Below are 18339 nucleotides of genomic sequence, written 5' to 3' on the forward strand. Positions count from 1 at the left end.
TTTCGGGAGACATGATGGATACCATTCTGGTTCGGGGGGCGCGCACCCATAACCTCAAGAATATCGACCTCGACATACCGCGGGACAAACTCGTCGTGATCACCGGCCTGTCCGGCTCGGGTAAGTCCTCACTCGCCTTCGACACCCTGTACGCCGAGGGCCAGAGACGCTATGTGGAATCGCTCTCCACCTACGCCCGGCAATTCCTCTCCATGATGGAAAAGCCCGACGTCGACCACGTGGAAGGGTTGAGCCCGGCCATCTCCATCGAACAGAAATCCACCTCCCACAACCCGCGGTCCACCGTGGGCACCATTACCGAGATTTATGACTATCTGCGCCTGCTATTCGCCCGGGTAGGTGAGCCCCGCTGCCCGGTGCACGGTGAGCCATTATCAGCGCAGACGGTCAGCGAAATGGTCGACACAGTGCTGGCCCTGCCCGAGGGCACCAAGCTCATGCTTCTGGCCCCGGTTATCCGGGATCGCAAAGGTGAGCACTTACATATCTTCGAGCAACTGAAGCGCGAAGGGTTTATCCGTGCCCGGGTGGACGACATTCTGGTGGATCTGGATGACCTGCCCAAGCTGGACAAGAAGAAAAAGCACACCATCGAAGTGGTGGTAGACCGGTTCAAAGTCCGGCCCGACCTTCAGACGCGGCTTGCCGAGTCCTTCGAAACCGCCTTGAATCTGACCGAAGGGTTGGCCGGCATCAGCTTTATGGATGGCGAACAGGATGACCAACTGTTCTCCGCCAAGCATGCCTGCCCAGTCTGCGATTACAGCCTGAGTGAACTGGAGCCGCGCCTGTTCTCGTTCAACAATCCCGCCGGCGCCTGCCCGACCTGCGACGGTCTGGGTGTGAAGCAGTTCTTTGATGAATCCCGGGTGATACAGAACCCCGAAGCATCTCTGGCCGAAGGTGCCATTCGCGGCTGGGACCGGCGCAATATCTACTACTACCACATGCTCGACTCTCTGGCGGAGCACTACGGTTTCGATATCGATACGCCCTGGAAAAAGCTCAAAGCCAAAGACCGGCGGGTGGTGCTATACGGCTCGGACGATGAGGAAATTGACTTCAGTTACATTAACGAGCGCGGCGACCTCTACCAGCGTCGGCACCGGTTTGAGGGTGTCTTGCCCAATATGGAGCGGCGCTATCGGGACACCGAATCCTCGTCAGTTCGGGAGGAACTGGCCAAATACATGTCCTCCCAATCCTGCCCCAGTTGCGGCGGCGCGCGTCTGCGAGAGGAGGCGCGCAATGTGTTCATCGACGAGCACACCCTGCCCCAGATGACCGAACTGCCGGTGGGGGAAGCCTACGACTACTTCAGCGCCCTCAATTTTCATGGCAGCAAGGCGAGTATTGCGGAGAAAATACTCAAGGAGCTGCGCGACCGGTTCCGTTTTCTGGTGGATGTGGGTCTGAATTACCTGTCTCTGAACCGCAGCGCGGACAGCCTGTCCGGAGGCGAGGCGCAGCGAATTCGCCTGGCGAGTCAGATCGGTGCTGGCCTGGTGGGCGTGATGTACATTCTGGACGAGCCCTCGATCGGGCTGCACCAGCGCGATAATGAGCGCTTACTCCGCACTCTGACCCACCTGCGCAATATCGGCAATACGGTGATTGTGGTCGAACACGATGAAGATGCCATACGCCAAGCGGACCATGTGATCGATATCGGCCCGGGCGCTGGCGTTCACGGCGGTCAGGTGATCGCCCAGGGCGACGTCAACACCATCATGGCCACCGACGGCTCGATTACCGGGGAGTACCTAAGTGGCAAGCGGGAAATCGCTGTGCCAGCGGAGCGTCATCCTGTGGACCCCGACCGGATGTTCCGAATCACGGGCGCCCGGGGTAACAACCTGAAAAGCGTCACCCTGGAGCTTCCGGTGGGCCTGATGACCTGCGTGACCGGCGTCTCGGGCTCCGGTAAGTCCACACTGATCAATGCCACCCTTCACCCGCTGGCGGCGACGGAACTCAATGGTGCCACCACGCTCAAAGCGGCGCCCTATGAAACCGTTGAAGGCATGGATCACTTCGATAAATGCGTCGACATCGATCAGAGCCCGATCGGCCGCACGCCACGCTCCAACCCGGCAACCTATACCGGTATTTTTACCCCCATCAGAGAGCTGTTTGCCGGAACCCAGGAGGCCCGCTCACGCGGCTACAAACCGGGACGATTCAGCTTCAATGTCCGCGGAGGCCGCTGCGAAGCCTGTCAGGGCGACGGGGTCACCAAAGTGGAGATGCACTTTCTGCCGGACGTCTATGTGCCCTGTGACGTATGCAAAGGCAAGCGCTATAACCGCGAGACATTGGAGGTGAAATACAAAGGAAAAAGCATTCACGAAGTGCTGGAGCTGACGGTCGAAGAAGCCAGAACCTTCTTCGACCCGGTCCCTGCGATTGCCAATCGGCTGCAAACACTCATGGACGTGGGACTTTCCTACATTCGGCTGGGCCAGGCGGCGACGACCTTGTCTGGCGGGGAAGCGCAGCGGGTCAAACTCTCCCGCGAGCTCTCAAAACGTGACACCGGCCAGACTCTCTACATTCTCGATGAACCGACGACCGGGCTGCACTTTTACGATATCGAGCAGCTTCTGGCGGTTCTGCACCGGTTACGGGATCACGGCAATACAGTGGTGGTGATTGAACACAATCTCGACGTGATCAAAACCGCTGACTGGCTTATCGACCTGGGGCCGGAAGGCGGCTCGGGTGGAGGCGAGATTATCGCCACCGGCACGCCGGAGGCGGTTGCTGAGCAGCCACAATCCCACACCGGGCGATTCCTCAAACCGATGCTGAATGTGGCGGCAAAGCGCAAAAAAGGGAAAAAGAAAGCCGAGAAAGCCTGAATAAAAGCATTCCCCCCAGATACAAAAAAGCCAGGCATCAGCCTGGCTTTTTTGTATCTGCTTCAATGATGTCCACAAAAGACATCATCAGCGCGGCGCCGATATTACTCGGCCGAATCCGCTGCCGCTTCTACCGGCTCTTCACCCGCTTCAATCTGGGGGCGATCCACCAGCTCAACATAGGCCATGGGGGCCTTGTCGCCGGCACGGAAGCCACACTTCATGATGCGGATATAGCCACCGGGGCGGGACTCATAACGAGGACCCAGCTCCGCGAACAGCTTACCTACCGCTTCTTTATCACGCAGGCGACTGAACGCCAGACGACGGTTGGCAACACTGTCCTTCTTGGCCAAAGTAATCAGCGGCTCGGCTACGCGACGCAGTTCTTTGGCCTTGGGCAAGGTGGTTTTAATCAGCTCGTGCTCAACCAGAGACGCGGTCATATTGCGAAACATGGCTTTGCGATGAGAGCTGTTACGATTCAGTTGACGGCCACTATGACGATGACGCATGACGCTAAACCCTTCACTAACGATCGCTTCACAGCGATCTCGTTAACCGCCGGCCAAACGACCGGCGACGAAACAATGTATTATCAGTCTTCGTTCTTCAAGCTGGCCGGGGGCCAGTTTTCCAAACGCATACCGAGTGACAAACCGCGCGAGGCGAGTACATCTTTGATCTCTGTCAGAGACTTCTTACCCAGGTTCGGGGTCTTCAACAGCTCAACTTCTGTGCGCTGAATCAGATCACCGATATAGTAGATATTCTCTGCCTTCAGGCAGTTCGCAGAGCGAACTGTCAGTTCGAGATCATCAACCGGACGCAGAAGAACAGGATCAATTGCTTCCTCTTTCTCTTCCGGCGTGGACTGCTTCTCAGCCTCCAGGTCGACGAACACGGCCAACTGCTGTTGCAGAATGGTCGCTGCACGACGAATCGCTTCTTCCGGATCGATGGTACCGTTGGTCTCCAGATCCAGAATCAACTTGTCCAGGTCAGTGCGCTGCTCTACACGGGCACTCTCGACCGTATAGGCAAGACGACGGACCGGACTGTAAGTCGCATCCAGCTGCAGGCGACCAATCGCGCGACTTTCGTCCTCGTCGTGACGACGGGCATCAGCCGGCTCATAGCCGCGACCACGAGCCACGGTCAGACGCATGTTCAGCTCGGTATCACCGGTGATATGGGCAATCACGTGATCGGGGTTCTTCACCTCGATATCGTGATCAACCTGGATATCTCCAGCGGTAACGACACCCGGACCCTTCTTCTTCAGAGTCAGAACCGCGCGATCCTTACCGTGCATCACAACCGCAACGTTCTTGAGGTTGAGCAGGATTTCAATAACGTCCTCCCGCACACCCTCAATCGCGCTGTACTCGTGCAGCACGCCGTCAATCTCGGCTTCAGTAATGGCACAGCCCGCCATGGAGGAGAGCAGAATACGCCGTAGGGCATTGCCCAGAGTGTGACCGAAACCGCGCTCGAGCGGCTCCAACACCACGCGAGCGTGGGTCGGACTGTTTTCGGTCACATCGATATGACGCGGAGTCAAAAATTCGTTTACTGCAGTCTGCATAGCCACACCTGTTAGCGGTTAGTCCCTTACTTGGAGTAAAGCTCGACAATAAGGTTCTCGTTGATTTCAGCGGGCAATTCACTGCGATCGGGAACTCGGGTGAAAACGCCTTCTTTCTTGTCCGCGTTCACATCGATCCACTCAACATTGCTGCGCTGGCCGGCAAGGGTCAGGGCGTTCTGGATACGCAACTGATTCTTGGCCTTCTCGCGAACGGCAACCACATCACCTTCCTGCACCTGATAGGACGGAATGTTCAGGGTTTTGCCGTTGACGCTGATCGCCTTATGGGTCACCAGCTGACGCGCTTCTGCACGGGTAGAGCCAAAGCCCATCCGGTACACAACGTTATCAAGGCGGCCTTCGAGCAGCTTCAACAGGTTCTCACCGGTGGCACCCTTACGGCGAGCGGCTTCTTTGTAGTAGCTGCGGAACTGCTTTTCCATCATGCCATAGGTGCGACGTACCTTCTGCTTTTCACGCAGCTGCACACCATAGTCAGACAGACGACCACGACGCTGACCATGCTGGCCAGGAACGCTTTCCAGTTTACACTTCGAATCCAGCGCACGAGCACCACTCTTCAGAAAGAGGTCGGTGCCTTCACGACGGGACAGTTTACATGTAGGTCCAATATAACGAGCCATTATCTAGTTCCCCTTACACTCGACGTTTCTTGGGAGGACGGCAGCCGTTGTGCGGAATCGGCGTAACGTCGACAATGTTGGTGATCTTGTAACCAACATTATTAAGTGCGCGAACTGCGGATTCGCGGCCAGGGCCAGGGCCCTTCACTTCTACGTCGAGGTTCTTAAGACCGTATTCTTTCGCTGCCTCACCGGCGCGCTCCGCAGCTACCTGGGCAGCAAACGGGGTGCTTTTGCGCGAACCGCGGAAGCCAGAGCCACCAGAGGTAGCCCAGCTCAGGGTATTACCCTGACGGTCGGTGATAGTGACAATGGTGTTATTGAAGGACGCGTGGATGTGGGCAACCCCATCGACCACCGTCTTCTTGACTTTCTTTTTCGTTGCGGCTTTATTACCTGGCTTCGCCATAGCAATCTCTTCCTAACCTGTAGTTACCGTATTTGAATGACTGGCGCAGATCGATTAACGCTTAATCGGCTTGCGCGGGCCCTTACGTGTGCGAGCGTTGGTCTTGGTACGCTGGCCATTGACCGGCAAGCTGCGACGGTGACGCAGACCGCGATAGCAGCCCAGGTCCATCAGACGCTTGATGTTCATCGACACAACACGGCGCAAGTCACCCTCTACGGTATGCTTGCCAAGCTCGTTACGGATCGCGTCGAGCTGTTCCTCGGAAAGACTACCCATTTTGGCGTCTTCGGCGATGCCAGTAGCGGCACAGATCTGTTGCGCAGTAGTACGGCCGATCCCATAGACGTAAGTCAGGGAAACAACCGCGTGCTTGTGATCTGGTATGTTTACACCAGCAATACGGGCCATTCAAATTACTCCAGTAACACTAAAATTGCAGCGTTGACGGCAACTTACGCCACCCAACACCCTAAAAGGCGCGCAAGGATAGCGGTAAAATCACCAAAAATCAATAGCCCGGGGATTTCTCCCCGGACGACAGTCAACGCCCCCTCATGTACGCCCCGCCCCTGGAGGGGGCCGGACGTCCAATTCTTAACCCTGCCGCTGCTTGTGGCGAGGCTCAGCGTGGCAAATTACTCGCAGAACGCCGTTGCGCTTAACCATCTTGCAGTTGCGGCAGATCTTTTTAACAGAAGCACGAACTTTCATGATCCTACCCTAGTAATGGGGATTAGCGAGCGTTTCCGCTGCCATATCCCTTCAAGTTAGACTTCTTCATCAGTGACTCGTACTGATGAGACATCAAGTGCGCCTGAACCTGGGACATAAAGTCCATAACCACCACTACCACGATCAGCAACGACGTGCCCCCCAAGTAGAAGGGAACATTGGCCGCCACCACCAGGAACTGGGGCATCAGGCACACAGCCGACATATAAACAGCACCCACTACCGTCAGACGGGTCAGGACACTGTCGATATAGCGGGCCGATTGCTCACCCGGGCGAATCCCCGGGATGTAGGCACCGGACTTCTTCAGGTTATCCGCCACCTCTTTCGGGTTGAACATCAACGCCGTGTAGAAGAAGCAGAAGAACGAGATCAGCGCCGCGAACAGCAGAATGTTCAGAGGCTGACCCGGACCAATCGCCAGAGCGAGATCCTGAAGGAAGTCGCTGGCAAAACCGTCACCGCCCTCGCCAAACCACTGGGCAATGGACGCCGGGAACAGCAGAATACTGCTGGCAAAGATCGCCGGAATCACGCCGGCCATATTGATCTTCAGCGGCAGGTGACTGGTCTGAGCGGCATAGGCATTACGGCCTTGCTGACGCTTCGCGTAGTTTACCGTAATTCGACGCTGTCCGCGCTCGACCCGGACCACACCCCAGATTACCGCCAACGCGATAACCGCAATCACCAGCAACAGTAGCAGGTGCAGATCGCCCTGACGGGCACTCTCAAACGCCTGGCCGACCGCGCTCGGCAAACCCGCCACGATACCGGCGAAAATGAGCATTGAAATGCCGTTGCCGATACCTTTTTCAGTGACCTGCTCGCCCAACCACATCATGAAGACGGCGCCGGTAACCAGAGAGGTGACCGCTATGAAGTGAAACGCAAAATCCGCTTCGCCACCATAGGCAAAACCGGAAAAGCTCACTGACATTGCCATCGCCTGGACCGTAGCCAACACCACCGTACCGTAACGGGTGTACTGGTTGATCTTGCGGCGACCCGCGTCACCTTCTTTCTTAAGCTGCTCCAGCGAGGGAGTCACGGCGGTCATCAACTGCATGATAATAGATGCAGAGATGTACGGCATGATACCCAACGCCAGAATACTCATGCGCTCCAGGGCACCCCCGGAGAACATGTTGAACATACCCAGAATGGTACCCTGATTCTGGTTAAACAGGTTGGCAATCCGCTCGGGATCCAAACCAGGAACCGGAATATGAGTACCAATTCGGTAGACTACGATCGCCAGGAACAAAAAACGTAGGCGAGCCCAAAGCTCGCCCAGACCTTTCTGATTCCCCAACGAAGGATTACCGGGAGTTGCCATGTTGGCGCCCCTTACTCTTCGACTTTCCCGCCGGCCGCTTCAATCGCAGCCTTGGCACCTTTGGTGACCGCAATACCGCGTACGGTAACCGCTTTGCTGAGCTCGCCAGATGCGAAGATCTTGGCGCGCTTCATGTTAGCACCAATGACATCGGCCTGCTTCAGAGTTTCGATATCGATGGTATCGCCCTCCACCTTGTTCAGCTCTGAGAGACGAACTTCGGCAGTGACACGACCAATGCGAGAACTGAAACCATACTTCGGCAGACGCTTCTGCAGCGGCATCTGACCGCCTTCAAAGCCCGGAGCAACACTACCACCGGAACGGGACTTCAAACCTTTGTGACCGCGACCGGCGGTCTTGCCCAGGCCACTACCGATACCGCGACCCACGCGCTTCTTGCTATGGGTGCTACCGGGGGCGGGACTCAGCTCGTTAAGACGCATCTTATTCTCCCTCTACCTGTACCAGATAGTTTACAGAGTTAATCATCCCACGCACGGAGGGAGTGTCTTCCACCTCAACGGTGTGGCCGATACGGCGCAGACCCAAACCGGCAACGCTAGCCTGATGCTTCTTCAGGCGACCCGCGGTACTACGGACTTGAGTCACTTTGATCATTTTCTTAGCCATGGTCGTATTCCGCAATCAGTTAACTGGCAACGCCAATTAATTCAGGATCTCTTCGACACTTTTGCCACGCTTGGCCGCTACAGAGTCCGGAGACGCCATAGACTTCAGCGCGTTAAAAGTGGCACGAACAACGTTTACCGGGTTGGTAGACCCGTAGCACTTGGCCAGTACGTTCTGAACACCGGCAATTTCCAGCACAGAGCGCATGGCACCGCCAGCAATAACACCGGTACCCTGGGAGGCAGGCTGCATGAACACCTTGGAGGCGCCATGACGACCCTTGGTCGGGTACTGGATAGTATCACCGTTCAATTCAACGTCGATCATGTTACGGCGAGCGGCTTCCATTGCTTTCTGGATAGCAACCGGCACTTCGCGTGCCTTACCGCGGCCAAAGCCGACCTTACCGTTACCGTCACCAACCACAGTCAGCGCGGTGAAGGCAAAGATACGACCACCTTTAACAGTCTTGGCAACACGATTGACTTGTACCAGCTTTTCCTGGAAGCCTTCGTTGTTGCCTTCTTCTTTCTTCGCGTATGCCATATCTTAACCCTTAGAATTCCAGTCCAGCTTCACGCGCAGCGTCCGCCAGGGCTTTTACGCGACCGTGGAACTTGAACCCACTACGGTCGAATGCCACCCGGGAGACACCGGCAGCTTTAGCGCGCTCTGCTATCAGAGCGCCGACAGCTTTCGCCGCCTCGCTGTTACCCGTTTTGCCTTGACGCAGATCTTTGTCCAACGTCGAGGCACTGGCCAATACGCGGCCACCATCTTCTGCAATGACCTGCGCGTAAATATGACGCGGGGTACGATGAACAGACAGACGGTTAACACTCAGTTCACGAATCTTGGCACGGGCACGACGCGCACGGCGAAGACGAGATTGCTTCTTATCGCTCATATCCTGGCCCTACTTCTTCTTGGCTTCTTTACGGCGAACCTGTTCGCTTGCATAGCGGATGCCTTTACCCTTGTAGGGTTCGGGCTCACGCAACGCGCGAATCTCGGATGCCACCTGACCGAGCAGCTGCTTGTCAGCGCTCTTCAGCACAATTTCTGTCTGGGCCGGACATTCCGCCGTTACACCTTCCGGTAAGGTGTAATCGATCGGCTGAGAATAACCGACAGACAGGTTTACAGTTTTACCCGACGCTTTGGCACGATAACCAACGCCGACCAGTTGCAGCTTCTCTTCGAAGCCCTGATCTACGCCTTTTACCATGCTGCCGACCAGAGCACGCATGGTGCCTGCCAGCGCGCGGGACTGCTTGGCCCCATCACGAGCGGTGAACTTGAGCAGGTTTTCTTCCTGCTGGATTTCAACGCTGTCGTGAATTTCCAGAGCCAATGTACCTTTTCCGCCTTTAACGCTAAGGCTCTGACCCTGAAGGGTGACCTTAACAGCGGACGGTACTTCAACCGGACTATTTGCAACTCGTGACATGACGACTTCCCGTTAAAATACTGTGCAGAGGACTTCACCACCAACGCCAGCGGCGCGAGCGGCACGATCAGTCATAACACCTTTACTGGTAGAAACGATGGCAACACCCAAACCACCGCGCACGGTCGGAATGGACGACTTACCAGCATAACTGCGCAAGCCGGGACGACTGACCCGATCCAGCTCAGCAATTACCGGCTTACCTTCAAAATATTTCAGCTCAATGGTCAGCTCGGGCTTGGCACCCTCGCTCACTGAGAAACTATCAACGTAGCCTTCTTCTGCCAGAACTTTTGCCACAGAGGCCTTCAGTTTGGAAGAGGGCATGGTGACATTCGACTTTCCCACCTGCTGGGCGTTTCGAATGCGAGTCAGCATATCGGCCAACGGATCTTGCATGCTCATCTGATTCTGCTCCTAATGTTAAGCCCTGGGCTTACCAGCTGGACTTGACCAAACCGGGAACGTCGCCCCGCATGGCAGCTTCACGCAGCTTGTGGCGGCACAAGCCGAACTTGCGATACACACCGTGCGGACGGCCAGTTACGCGACAGCGACGACGCCCGCGGCTCGGGCTCGCATCGCGAGGCAGCTGCTGCAGTTTGATCTGCGCTTCCCAGACTTGCTCTTCGGAAGAAGCAGGGCTGGCAATAATCGCTTTCAGTTCCGCGCGCTTAGCGGCGTATTTGGCGACTGTGCGGGCACGTTTTACTTCGCGTGCAACCATTGATTTCTTAGCCATGACGCTACCCTTAACCTTTGAACGGGAAGTTGAACGCTTTCAACAGCGCGCGACCTTCCTCGTCGTTCCGTGCTGTCGTTGTGATACAAATATCCAGACCGCGGAGCTTATCGACTTTATCGTAGTCAATTTCCGGGAAGATAATCTGCTCGCCTACGCCCATGGAGAAGTTACCGCGGCCGTCAAATTGCTTCGGGCTGATACCCCGGAAGTCGCGAATGCGCGGAATAGCGATGCTGACCAGGCGATCCAGAAACTCATACATACGATCTTTACGCAGAGTTACTTTGCAGCCAATCGGCCAGCCATCACGGATTTTGAAACCCGCGATTGACTTGCGTGCCTTGGTAATCACGACCTTCTGGCCGGCGATTTTTTCCAAGTCACCGATCGCATTCTCAAGCACTTTCTTGTCGCCCACAGCCTCACCGACACCCATGTTAATGGTGATCTTGGTGATGCGCGGAACTTCCATCACGTTCGCGAGACCCAGCTCATCTTTCAGCTTGGGCGCGAGCTCTTTGCTGTACAGTTCTTTTAGCCTAGCCATGTCTACTTACGCCTCTACGGCTTCGCCATTGGATTTGAAAACGCGGACCTTGTCGCCGTTTTCAAGGATCTTGAAGCCAACACGATCCGCCTTCTGAGTCGCCGGATTGTAAATGGCAACATTGGAGGCCTGGATCGAGGCTTCCTTCTCTACGATTCCGCCGGGCACGCCCAGTTGCGGATTCGGTTTCTGGTGCTTCTTGATCATGTTAATACCAGACACGATCAGGCGGCCATCAGCCAACACACGGGTAACTTTCCCGCGCTTACCTTTGTCGCGACCAGCGATAACAATCACTTCGTCATCACGTTTAATCTTTCGCATTTGTCTGCCCTCAGCTCTCTGCCCGTACCAAGTGCTTACAGCACTTCCGGTGCGAGAGAAATGATTTTCATGAACTTCTCGCCACGCAACTCGCGAGTCACCGGCCCAAAGATACGAGTACCCACCGGAGCATCCTGGTTGTTCAGCAGCACAGCAGCGTTGTCGTCGAACTTGATCAACGAACCATCCTGGCGGCGAACACCTTTCTTGGTGCGCACTACCACCGCTTTCATCACCTGGCCTTTCTTCACCTTACCGCGAGGAATCGCTTCCTTCACAGTAACTTTGATGATGTCACCCACAGCGGCATAGCGCCGATGGGAGCCGCCAAGAACCTTGATGCACTGAACCCGACGAGCGCCGCTATTATCAGCTACATCTAAGTAGGTTTCTGTTTGAATCATCGTCCGTCTCCGAAACTATTAAGTCGCCTGAATCACTTAGATTTCAGTAGCGCGCTCTTCAATGTTCACTAAAGCCCATGATTTGGTCTTTGACAGCGGACGAGATTCAGCGATAGTCACCGTATCACCGATCTTGCAGTCATTGTTTTCATCATGCGCTTTCAGCTTTGATGACTTGCTCACATACTTGCCGTAAAGCGGATGCTTTACGCGACGCTCGATCAGCACTGTGATGGTTTTATCCATCTTGTCGCTAACAACCTTGCCGGTCAGTGTACGAGCCAGATTATCTGCCTGAGTCATCGTTAATTACCTGCCTTCTGTTTAAGCACCGTTTTAATTCGAGCAATATCGCGGCGAGTTTGCTTGAGCAGGTGAGTCTGACCCAGCTGGCCAGTAGCAGCCTGCATACGCAGCTTGAACTGCTCTTTCAATTGAGTCAGCAGTTCGCCGTTCAGCTCTTCAACGGATTTTTCCCGGAGTTCTGAAGCTTTCATCACATCACCGAACGTTTTACGAAAGTTGTTGTAATAGGCAACTTGGCTGCGGCCAACGCAAAGGCCTCACGAGCCAGATCTTCACTGACGCCATCCATTTCATACAGGACTTTACCAGGACGGATCTGCGCGACCCAATATTCCACGTTACCCTTACCTTTACCCTGACGTACTTCCAGGGGCTTCTCGGTAATTGGTTTATCCGGAAACACACGAATCCAGATTTTACCGCCACGTTTAATGTGACGAGTCATCGCACGACGGGCCGCCTCAATTTGGCGAGCTGTAATGCGACCGCGACCAGTAGCTTTCAAGCCAAAATCACCAAAGCTTACCTTGGCGCCCCGATGGGCCAGGCCGCGGTTGCGACCCTTCATTTGCTTGCGAAACTTCGTACGCTTTGGTTGCAGCATCTTGCGTACCCCTTACTTGGACTTAGAGCCTTTTTTCTTAGGTGCAGCTTCAGCTTCGTCAATATCGCCGATGACTTCACCCTTGAAAATCCAAACTTTCACACCGATGATGCCGTAGGTGGTAGACGCTTCGGCGGTTGCGTAGTCGATGTTTGCACGCAATGTGTGCAACGGTACGCGGCCTTCACGATACCACTCACTACGAGCGATCTCGGCACCCCCCAGGCGGCCTCCCACCTGGATCTTGATACCTTCCGCACCCTGACGCATGGCGTTTTGCACGGCACGCTTCATGGCACGGCGGAACATCACGCGGCGCTCCAGCTGCTGAGCAACATTCTGGGCAACCAGTGAAGCATCCAGATCAGGCTTACGGATCTCTTCAATGTTGATGTGCACTGGCACACCCATGCGCTCGCTCACTTCTGCACGTAGACGATCCACGTCTTCGCCTTTCTTGCCAATCACGATGCCCGGACGGGCAGTGTGAATGGTAATACGTGCGGTATTGGCGGGACGCTCAATGTCCACGCGGCTTACAGACGCGCTGGACAACTTGTCCTGAATGTAAGAACGCACTGCCAAATCATTGTTGAGTTTGTCTGCGTACTGATCGCTGCCGGCATACCACACTGAGGTATGCTTCTTGACGATACCCAGACGAATACCTGTCGGATTTACTTTCTGACCCATAACGCCTGCTCTCTTACTGGTCGGCTACTTTAACGGTGATATGACAAGTGCGCTTAAGAATGCGGTCAGCACGACCTTTAGCGCGAGGCTTGATGCGTTTCATGCTCAAACCTTCGTCCACAAAGATCGTGGACACTTTCAGTTCATCGACGTCGGCGCCTTCGTTGTGTTCGGCATTCGCAATTGCGGACTCGAGCACCTTTTTGATTAACGCGGCGCCCTTTTTGGGGCTGAATGCCAGAAGGTCCAACGCCTCCTCAACACCTTTTCCGCGAATCTGATCGGCTACCAAGCGCGCTTTTTGCGCCGACAGACGAGCACCGCTGAGTTTTGCTGCTACTTCCATCGTGTTACCTCGTAGGCACTATTAGCGCTTAGCGCTTTTTCGCTTTTTTGTCTGCGACATGACCGCGATAGGTGCGGGTAGCCGCAAACTCGCCAAGTTTGTGTCCAACCATTTCTTCATTCACCAGGACGGGCACGTGCTGACGGCCATTGTGTACTGCCAGCGTCAGACCAACCATTTCTGGCATGATCATTGAGCGCCGCGACCAGGTTTTAATTGGACGACGATCATTCTTTTCGATCGCTGTTTCGACCTTCTTAATGAGGTGAAGATCGATAAAAGGACCTTTCTTCAGTGAACGTGGCACTGTTGCTTCCTCTTTTCCGCTGTTGATTTGCCGTTAGCGCTTGGAGCGACTACGGACAATCATCTTGGTAGTGCGCTTGTTTTTGCGCGTCTTGTAACCCTTGGTCGGAACACCCCAAGGCGATACCGGATGACGGCCACCAGAAGTACGACCTTCACCACCACCGTGCGGGTGATCTACCGGGTTCATGGCGACACCGCGCACTGTAGGACGAACACCGCGCCACCGCTTGGCGCCGGCCTTACCGAGTGACCGCAAGCTATGCTCGCTATTGGACACTTCGCCCAAGGTCGCCCGGCAATTAACCAATACACGGCGAGTTTCACCGCTACGCAGACGCAAAGTCGCGTAAGTACCGTCGCGAGACACCAGCTGGCAAGAAGCACCGGCCGAACGGGCCACCTGGGCACCTTTCTCGGGCTTCAGCTCGACGCAGTGAACAGTGCTGCCGAGCGGAATATTCCGCAGCGGCAGGGCATTACCCACTTTAATCGCCGCCGCATCGCCTGACTCGATCTTGTCACCGGCCTTCAGGCCCTTGGGCGCAATAATGTAACGGCGCTCACCGTCGGCATAACAAACCAGCGCAATGTAGGCGGTGCGGTTCGGATCATACTCCAGGCGCTCTACTGTGGCCGGGATGCCGTCTTTATTGCGACGGAAATCGATCACACGGTAGTGCTGCTTGTGACCACCACCCACGTGACGGGTTGTGATACGGCCACCACTGTTACGGCCGCCACTCTTGGACTTCTTCTCCAACAGAGGCGCGTAAGGAGCACCCTTGTGCAAATCCGGATTAACGACACTTACTACAAAGCGGCGACCGGGCGAGGTTGGTTTACGTTTTACAATAGGCATTGCAACAATCCTCTTACTCAGCTACCGCAAAGTCGATATCCTGACCTTGCTCAAGACGAACGTAGGCCTTCTTCCAGTCACTGCGTCGACCAATACCAAAGCGAGTGCGACGGGTCTTACCCTTCACGTTCAGCACGCGAACACTCTCTACCTTGACATCAAACAGCGCCTGCACGGCCGCTTTAATTTCGATCTTGCTGGCATCAGTCGCCACTTTGAAGACTACCTGGTTGCCGTTCTCGCCCGCCATCGCGGACTTTTCGGACACTACCGGACCCAACAAGATTTTATAGATGCGTTCTTGGTTCATCCCAGGATCTCCTCGAACTTTTTCAGAGCCGGAACGGTGACCACAACCTTTTCAAAGCCAATCAGGGCAACCGGATCAACACCCTGCACATCACGTACGTCAACCTTATGCAGGTTGCGCGACGCCAGGTAAAGATTCTCGTCCACGTCCTCAGTCACAATCAGCGCTTCTGACAGATCGTACTGAGCCAGCTTTTGAATCAGGCTTTTGGTTTTGGGGGCGTCGACTGAGAAGTCCTCAACCACCACCAAACGCTCTTGACGATTCAGCTCAGCGAAGATGCAGCGCAACGCAGCGCGGTACATCTTTTTATTGAGCTTCTGCTCGAAGTTGCGCGGCTTGGCGGCGAATGCCTTACCACCAGAGCGCCAGATCGGACTGCGGATGGTACCCGCACGCGCGCGACCGGTGCCCTTCTGACGCCACGGCTTCTTACCGCCGCCAGACACTTCAGAGCGAGTTTTCTGAGCCTTGGTGCCCTGACGGCCGCCCGCCAGGTAGGCGACTACCGCCTGATGCACCAGGTCTTGATTAAATTCTTTGCCAAACGCCACCTCAGATACGTTGAGCGTATCTTTGGCACCATCGGGCTTTACAATATTCAATTCCATGGTCGTTTCCCCTCGGACAATTAACCGTTACTGCGCGCTTTAACTGCGGGACGAACAATGACGTCACCACCCGGAGCTCCGGGGATGGCACCTCTGACCAGCAGCAGATTACGCTCAGCGTCGACGCGGACCACTTCAAGATTCTGAACAGTAACCTGCTCGGAACCCATGTGACCTGACATCTTCTTGCCCTTAAAGACGCGACCCGGAGTCTGACATTGTCCGATGGAACCGGGGGCACGGTGAGAAAGGGAGTTACCGTGGGTAGCGTCCTGCGTGGCGAAGTTCCAACGCTTGACGGTACCGGCAAAGCCCTTACCTTTGGAAGAACCGGTGACATCGATCTTCTGGCCAGCCTCAAAGGCGTCAACCGTAATCTCTGCACCAACTTCGAAGGATTCTTGAGTATCGTTACGCAATTCCCACAAACCACGTCCAGCTTCGGCATTCGCCTTGGCATAGTGGCCCGCTGCGGGCTTGGTAACACGTGAGGCGCGACGAGACCCTACGGTAACCTGCACTGCAGAGTATCCGTCGGTTTCTACATTCTTCACCTGGGTGACGCGATTGGGAGCAACCTCAATCACGGAAACAGGAATGGAAACACCATCATCGGTAAATATGCGAGTCATGCCGCTCTTGCGGCCGACAATACCAATCGTCATGTTGCTAACCTCTCAGTGTACGGGGCTTTTACCCGCTATGGCCGCCCATTTCAGAGCGTTACACAAACCCGGCCGAAACCGGGATTAACATTTACTTTGTATTAGTTAAGACTGATCTGAACCTCTACACCTGCAGCCAAATCCAGCTTCATCAGGGCATCAACGGTTTTTTCAGTGGGCTCAACAATGTCCAGCAAACGCTTGTGTGTACGAATCTCGTACTGATCACGCGCGTCCTTGTTGACGTGCGGGGAGATCAATACAGTGAAGCGCTCTTTGCGAGTCGGCAGCGGAATCGGGCCACGGACTTGTGCGCCTGTGCGCTTTGCTGTCTCAACAATTTCCTGGGTAGAGGCATCGATGAGCTTATGATCAAAGGCCTTCAGGCGAATCCGAATGCGTTGATTCTGCATGTGAACCAAACTCCAGTAATAAACTTTAAAGAACTATCCAAATTGGCGATGGCGTCCGAGCTGAGCTCGTTGATACCCTGCAAAATGGAGGCGCAATTCTAATGGCGGGGCAGCCCCCTGTCAAGGGATATCCCATGATATTCCCGGAATTCCGGAAAACGCACCATTATTTTTTAAAATCAAAGACTTATCTCTCCGACAGAACGTCTAAAATCGCTCCGGAGACAAAAAAAGGCCCCCGCAGGGGCCTTTTTCAGAGCCTGTATCGCTTACTCGATGATCTTAGCGACCACGCCAGCGCCTACAGTACGGCCGCCTTCACGAACCGCAAAGCGCAGACCTTCTTCCATCGCTACCGGGTGAATCAGAGTCACGCTCATCTTCACGTTGTCGCCCGGCATAACCATCTCAACGCCTTCCGGCAGCTCACAAGCGCCAGTCACGTCAGTGGTACGGAAGTAGAACTGCGGACGATAGCCCTTGAAGAACGGAGTGTGACGGCCGCCTTCGTCTTTGGACAGCACGTACACTTCGCCTTCGAACTTGGCGTGCGGGGTCACTGAACCCGGCTTGGCCAGTACCTGACCACGCTCAACTTCGTCACGCTTGGTACCGCGCAGCAGAACACCAACGTTCTCACCGGCACGACCCTCGTCCAGCATCTTGCGGAACATCTCAACACCGGTACATACGGTCTTGGTGGTGTCCTTCAGGCCGACGATTTCCAGTTCCTCGCCCACCTTCACGATGCCGCGCTCTACACGACCGGTTACTACGGTACCGCGACCAGAGATAGAGAAAACGTCTTCTACCGGCATCAGGAACGGCTGATCGATGGCACGCTCGGGCTCCGGAATGTACTCATCCAGAGTCTCCACCAGCTTCTTGACGGCGGTAGTGCCCAGCTCGTGCTCGTCTTCACCGTTCAGAGCCATCAGGGCGGAACCGGCGATGATCGGCGTGTCGTCACCCGGGAAATCATAGTCGGACAGCAGCTCACGCAGCTCCATCTCGACCAGTTCCAGCATTTCATTGTATTCCTCAGTACCTACGCCGCCGCAATCTTCAGCCAGCAGGTCCGCCTTGTTCAGGAATACCACGATAAAGGGTACACCTACCTGACGAGACAGCAGGATGTGCTCGCGAGTCTGGGGCATCGGGCCGTCAGTGGCACCACACACCAGGATCGCACCGTCCATCTGAGCCGCACCGGTGATCATGTTCTTCACATAGTCGGCGTGGCCCGGGCAGTCTACGTGCGCGTAGTGACGGGTCGGTGAATCGTACTCTACGTGAGAGGTCGCAATGGTGATACCACGCTCACGCTCCTCCGGCGCATTGTCGATGCCGTCAAAGGCCATGGCAGAACCGCTGCCCCAGACTTCGTAGCACACGCGGGTCAGAGCCGCGGTCAGCGTGGTTTTACCGTGGTCAACGTGACCGATGGTGCCCACATTGACGTGGGGCTTACTGCGTTCAAACTTTTCTTTTGCCACTGTCTTCTTCCTCTAGAATGTCTG

General features: G+C 55.3%; 30 protein-coding genes. 1 reads left to right on the top strand and 29 read right to left on the bottom strand.

The genetic code is table 11. The features are described 5' to 3' along the window. Positions 1-14: 14 nt before the first annotated feature. Positions 15-2882, top strand: a complete 2868-nt coding sequence (gene uvrA, locus EDC38_RS16035) for an excinuclease ABC subunit UvrA (RefSeq protein ID WP_123639582.1) — start codon at positions 15-17, stop codon at positions 2880-2882. Positions 2883-2986: 104 nt separating this feature from the next. Here uvrA and rplQ read toward each other — a convergent pair whose 3' ends face one another. From rplQ to tuf, 29 genes are all read right to left on the bottom strand, one after another. Continuing rightward, the gene (gene rplQ / locus EDC38_RS16040) at positions 2987-3397 is read right to left on the bottom strand and encodes a 50S ribosomal protein L17 (protein WP_123639554.1); all 411 of its coding nucleotides are present in this window, start codon (positions 3395-3397) and stop codon (positions 2987-2989) included. An 83-nt stretch (positions 3398-3480) separates the two neighbouring features. Further along, positions 3481-4470, bottom strand: coding sequence for a DNA-directed RNA polymerase subunit alpha (locus EDC38_RS16045; protein ID WP_123639555.1), 990 nt, complete (start codon positions 4468-4470; stop codon positions 3481-3483). 26 nt (positions 4471-4496) lie between these two features. Then, on the bottom strand, positions 4497-5117 hold the full coding sequence (gene rpsD / locus EDC38_RS16050; protein WP_024462497.1) for a 30S ribosomal protein S4: 621 nt from the start codon (positions 5115-5117) through the stop codon (positions 4497-4499). A 13-nt stretch (positions 5118-5130) separates the two neighbouring features. Next, on the bottom strand, positions 5131-5526 hold the full coding sequence (rpsK, locus tag EDC38_RS16055) for a 30S ribosomal protein S11 (protein WP_123639556.1): 396 nt from the start codon (positions 5524-5526) through the stop codon (positions 5131-5133). A gap of 54 nt (positions 5527-5580) precedes the next feature. Continuing rightward, positions 5581-5937 (bottom strand): 30S ribosomal protein S13, encoded by a 357-nt coding sequence (rpsM, locus tag EDC38_RS16060; RefSeq protein ID WP_024462495.1) that lies wholly within the window; start codon positions 5935-5937, stop codon positions 5581-5583. 186 nt (positions 5938-6123) lie between these two features. Next, complete coding sequence (rpmJ, locus tag EDC38_RS16065) at positions 6124-6240, bottom strand: 50S ribosomal protein L36 (RefSeq protein WP_081666256.1); 117 nt, start codon at positions 6238-6240, stop codon at positions 6124-6126. Positions 6241-6262: 22 nt separating this feature from the next. Next, entirely contained in the window at positions 6263-7600 is a 1338-nt protein-coding gene (gene secY, locus EDC38_RS16070) for a preprotein translocase subunit SecY (RefSeq protein ID WP_024462494.1), read from the bottom strand. Positions 7601-7611: 11 nt separating this feature from the next. Continuing rightward, positions 7612-8046, bottom strand: coding sequence for a 50S ribosomal protein L15 (gene rplO, locus EDC38_RS16075; RefSeq protein ID WP_024462493.1), 435 nt, complete (start codon positions 8044-8046; stop codon positions 7612-7614). Position 8047: 1 nt separating this feature from the next. After that, entirely contained in the window at positions 8048-8233 is a 186-nt protein-coding gene (gene rpmD / locus EDC38_RS16080; protein ID WP_024462492.1) for a 50S ribosomal protein L30, read from the bottom strand. Positions 8234-8269: 36 nt separating this feature from the next. Then, positions 8270-8779: a 30S ribosomal protein S5 gene (gene rpsE / locus EDC38_RS16085; protein WP_024462491.1), complete on the bottom strand. Its 510-nt coding sequence runs from the start codon at positions 8777-8779 to the stop codon at positions 8270-8272. A gap of 10 nt (positions 8780-8789) precedes the next feature. Further along, the gene (gene rplR, locus EDC38_RS16090) at positions 8790-9140 is read right to left on the bottom strand and encodes a 50S ribosomal protein L18 (protein WP_024462490.1); all 351 of its coding nucleotides are present in this window, start codon (positions 9138-9140) and stop codon (positions 8790-8792) included. Positions 9141-9149: 9 nt separating this feature from the next. Next, positions 9150-9683: a 50S ribosomal protein L6 gene (gene rplF / locus EDC38_RS16095; RefSeq protein ID WP_024462489.1), complete on the bottom strand. Its 534-nt coding sequence runs from the start codon at positions 9681-9683 to the stop codon at positions 9150-9152. Positions 9684-9695: 12 nt separating this feature from the next. Next, on the bottom strand, positions 9696-10088 hold the full coding sequence (gene rpsH, locus EDC38_RS16100) for a 30S ribosomal protein S8 (RefSeq protein WP_024462488.1): 393 nt from the start codon (positions 10086-10088) through the stop codon (positions 9696-9698). Between the two features lie 31 nt (positions 10089-10119). Then, the gene (gene rpsN / locus EDC38_RS16105; RefSeq protein ID WP_024462487.1) at positions 10120-10425 is read right to left on the bottom strand and encodes a 30S ribosomal protein S14; all 306 of its coding nucleotides are present in this window, start codon (positions 10423-10425) and stop codon (positions 10120-10122) included. A 10-nt stretch (positions 10426-10435) separates the two neighbouring features. Next, positions 10436-10975, bottom strand: a complete 540-nt coding sequence (rplE, locus tag EDC38_RS16110) for a 50S ribosomal protein L5 (RefSeq protein ID WP_024462486.1) — start codon at positions 10973-10975, stop codon at positions 10436-10438. Positions 10976-10981: 6 nt separating this feature from the next. Then, positions 10982-11299: a 50S ribosomal protein L24 gene (gene rplX / locus EDC38_RS16115; RefSeq protein ID WP_123639557.1), complete on the bottom strand. Its 318-nt coding sequence runs from the start codon at positions 11297-11299 to the stop codon at positions 10982-10984. 35 nt (positions 11300-11334) lie between these two features. Beyond that, positions 11335-11703, bottom strand: a complete 369-nt coding sequence (rplN, locus tag EDC38_RS16120) for a 50S ribosomal protein L14 (protein WP_024462484.1) — start codon at positions 11701-11703, stop codon at positions 11335-11337. Positions 11704-11739: 36 nt separating this feature from the next. Then, entirely contained in the window at positions 11740-12006 is a 267-nt protein-coding gene (gene rpsQ, locus EDC38_RS16125; protein WP_024462483.1) for a 30S ribosomal protein S17, read from the bottom strand. A gap of 2 nt (positions 12007-12008) precedes the next feature. After that, entirely contained in the window at positions 12009-12200 is a 192-nt protein-coding gene (rpmC, locus tag EDC38_RS16130) for a 50S ribosomal protein L29 (protein WP_024462482.1), read from the bottom strand. Next, complete coding sequence (rplP, locus tag EDC38_RS16135; RefSeq protein WP_024462481.1) at positions 12200-12613, bottom strand: 50S ribosomal protein L16; 414 nt, start codon at positions 12611-12613, stop codon at positions 12200-12202. The genes rpmC and rplP overlap by 1 nt, the downstream gene beginning before the upstream one ends. Before the next feature lie 12 nt (positions 12614-12625). Next, complete coding sequence (rpsC, locus tag EDC38_RS16140; protein WP_123639558.1) at positions 12626-13306, bottom strand: 30S ribosomal protein S3; 681 nt, start codon at positions 13304-13306, stop codon at positions 12626-12628. Positions 13307-13319: 13 nt separating this feature from the next. Beyond that, positions 13320-13652 (bottom strand): 50S ribosomal protein L22, encoded by a 333-nt coding sequence (gene rplV / locus EDC38_RS16145; protein ID WP_123639559.1) that lies wholly within the window; start codon positions 13650-13652, stop codon positions 13320-13322. 28 nt (positions 13653-13680) lie between these two features. After that, a complete protein-coding gene (gene rpsS, locus EDC38_RS16150; RefSeq protein WP_024462478.1) occupies positions 13681-13959 on the bottom strand; it encodes a 30S ribosomal protein S19 in 279 nt (92 codons plus the stop codon). A 33-nt stretch (positions 13960-13992) separates the two neighbouring features. After that, positions 13993-14820: a 50S ribosomal protein L2 gene (gene rplB, locus EDC38_RS16155; RefSeq protein WP_123639560.1), complete on the bottom strand. Its 828-nt coding sequence runs from the start codon at positions 14818-14820 to the stop codon at positions 13993-13995. Positions 14821-14833: 13 nt separating this feature from the next. Beyond that, the gene (gene rplW / locus EDC38_RS16160; protein WP_123639561.1) at positions 14834-15130 is read right to left on the bottom strand and encodes a 50S ribosomal protein L23; all 297 of its coding nucleotides are present in this window, start codon (positions 15128-15130) and stop codon (positions 14834-14836) included. Next, positions 15127-15741 carry a 50S ribosomal protein L4 gene (gene rplD / locus EDC38_RS16165; protein ID WP_123639562.1) on the bottom strand — a complete coding sequence of 205 codons (615 nt, stop codon included), beginning with the start codon at positions 15739-15741 and terminating at the stop codon, positions 15127-15129. Before rplD ends, rplW begins: the two co-directional genes overlap by 4 nt. Positions 15742-15761: 20 nt before the next feature. Next, complete coding sequence (gene rplC / locus EDC38_RS16170) at positions 15762-16406, bottom strand: 50S ribosomal protein L3 (protein ID WP_123639563.1); 645 nt, start codon at positions 16404-16406, stop codon at positions 15762-15764. 101 nt (positions 16407-16507) lie between these two features. Then, the gene (gene rpsJ, locus EDC38_RS16175; RefSeq protein ID WP_024462473.1) at positions 16508-16819 is read right to left on the bottom strand and encodes a 30S ribosomal protein S10; all 312 of its coding nucleotides are present in this window, start codon (positions 16817-16819) and stop codon (positions 16508-16510) included. 269 nt (positions 16820-17088) lie between these two features. Further along, positions 17089-18315 (bottom strand): elongation factor Tu, encoded by a 1227-nt coding sequence (gene tuf, locus EDC38_RS16180; RefSeq protein ID WP_123639564.1) that lies wholly within the window; start codon positions 18313-18315, stop codon positions 17089-17091. Positions 18316-18339: the final 24 nt, after the last annotated feature.

Origin of the sequence: Marinimicrobium koreense, from assembly GCF_003762925.1 — a bacterium.
Lineage (GTDB): Bacteria > Pseudomonadota > Gammaproteobacteria > Pseudomonadales > Cellvibrionaceae > Marinimicrobium > Marinimicrobium koreense.

Excerpts from the sequence above, each read along its gene's own strand:
- rpsD (WP_024462497.1), bottom strand. The coding sequence starts at position 5,117 with ATGGCTCGTTATATTGGACCTACATGTAAACTGTCCCGTCGTGAAGGC.
- rpsM (WP_024462495.1), bottom strand. The coding sequence starts at position 5,937 with ATGGCCCGTATTGCTGGTGTAAACATACCAGATCACAAGCACGCGGTT.
- rpsN (WP_024462487.1), bottom strand. The coding sequence starts at position 10,425 with ATGGCTAAGAAATCAATGGTTGCACGCGAAGTAAAACGTGCCCGCACA.
- rplQ (WP_123639554.1), bottom strand. The coding sequence starts at position 3,397 with ATGCGTCATCGTCATAGTGGCCGTCAACTGAATCGTAACAGCTCTCAT.
- secY (WP_024462494.1), bottom strand. The coding sequence starts at position 7,600 with ATGGCAACTCCCGGTAATCCTTCGTTGGGGAATCAGAAAGGTCTGGGC.
- rplW (WP_123639561.1), bottom strand. The coding sequence starts at position 15,130 with ATGAACCAAGAACGCATCTATAAAATCTTGTTGGGTCCGGTAGTGTCC.
- rpsQ (WP_024462483.1), bottom strand. The coding sequence starts at position 12,006 with ATGACTCAGGCAGATAATCTGGCTCGTACACTGACCGGCAAGGTTGTT.
- rplV (WP_123639559.1), bottom strand. The coding sequence starts at position 13,652 with ATGGAAGTAGCAGCAAAACTCAGCGGTGCTCGTCTGTCGGCGCAAAAA.
- rpsH (WP_024462488.1), bottom strand. The coding sequence starts at position 10,088 with ATGAGCATGCAAGATCCGTTGGCCGATATGCTGACTCGCATTCGAAAC.
- rpmD (WP_024462492.1), bottom strand. The coding sequence starts at position 8,233 with ATGGCTAAGAAAATGATCAAAGTGACTCAAGTCCGTAGTACCGCGGGT.
- EDC38_RS16045 (WP_123639555.1), bottom strand. The coding sequence starts at position 4,470 with ATGCAGACTGCAGTAAACGAATTTTTGACTCCGCGTCATATCGATGTG.
- uvrA (WP_123639582.1), top strand. The coding sequence starts at position 15 with ATGGATACCATTCTGGTTCGGGGGGCGCGCACCCATAACCTCAAGAAT.
- rplB (WP_123639560.1), bottom strand. The coding sequence starts at position 14,820 with ATGCCTATTGTAAAACGTAAACCAACCTCGCCCGGTCGCCGCTTTGTA.
- rplD (WP_123639562.1), bottom strand. The coding sequence starts at position 15,741 with ATGGAATTGAATATTGTAAAGCCCGATGGTGCCAAAGATACGCTCAAC.
- rplR (WP_024462490.1), bottom strand. The coding sequence starts at position 9,140 with ATGAGCGATAAGAAGCAATCTCGTCTTCGCCGTGCGCGTCGTGCCCGT.
- rplP (WP_024462481.1), bottom strand. The coding sequence starts at position 12,613 with ATGCTGCAACCAAAGCGTACGAAGTTTCGCAAGCAAATGAAGGGTCGC.
- rpsC (WP_123639558.1), bottom strand. The coding sequence starts at position 13,306 with ATGGGTCAGAAAGTAAATCCGACAGGTATTCGTCTGGGTATCGTCAAG.
- rplE (WP_024462486.1), bottom strand. The coding sequence starts at position 10,975 with ATGGCTAGGCTAAAAGAACTGTACAGCAAAGAGCTCGCGCCCAAGCTG.
- rplN (WP_024462484.1), bottom strand. The coding sequence starts at position 11,703 with ATGATTCAAACAGAAACCTACTTAGATGTAGCTGATAATAGCGGCGCT.
- rpsE (WP_024462491.1), bottom strand. The coding sequence starts at position 8,779 with ATGGCATACGCGAAGAAAGAAGAAGGCAACAACGAAGGCTTCCAGGAA.
- rplC (WP_123639563.1), bottom strand. The coding sequence starts at position 16,406 with ATGACGATTGGTATTGTCGGCCGCAAGAGCGGCATGACTCGCATATTT.
- rplF (WP_024462489.1), bottom strand. The coding sequence starts at position 9,683 with ATGTCACGAGTTGCAAATAGTCCGGTTGAAGTACCGTCCGCTGTTAAG.
- rpsJ (WP_024462473.1), bottom strand. The coding sequence starts at position 16,819 with ATGCAGAATCAACGCATTCGGATTCGCCTGAAGGCCTTTGATCATAAG.
- rpmJ (WP_081666256.1), bottom strand. The coding sequence starts at position 6,240 with ATGAAAGTTCGTGCTTCTGTTAAAAAGATCTGCCGCAACTGCAAGATG.
- rpsK (WP_123639556.1), bottom strand. The coding sequence starts at position 5,526 with ATGGCGAAGCCAGGTAATAAAGCCGCAACGAAAAAGAAAGTCAAGAAG.
- rplX (WP_123639557.1), bottom strand. The coding sequence starts at position 11,299 with ATGCGAAAGATTAAACGTGATGACGAAGTGATTGTTATCGCTGGTCGC.
- rplO (WP_024462493.1), bottom strand. The coding sequence starts at position 8,046 with ATGCGTCTTAACGAGCTGAGTCCCGCCCCCGGTAGCACCCATAGCAAG.
- rpmC (WP_024462482.1), bottom strand. The coding sequence starts at position 12,200 with ATGAAAGCTTCAGAACTCCGGGAAAAATCCGTTGAAGAGCTGAACGGC.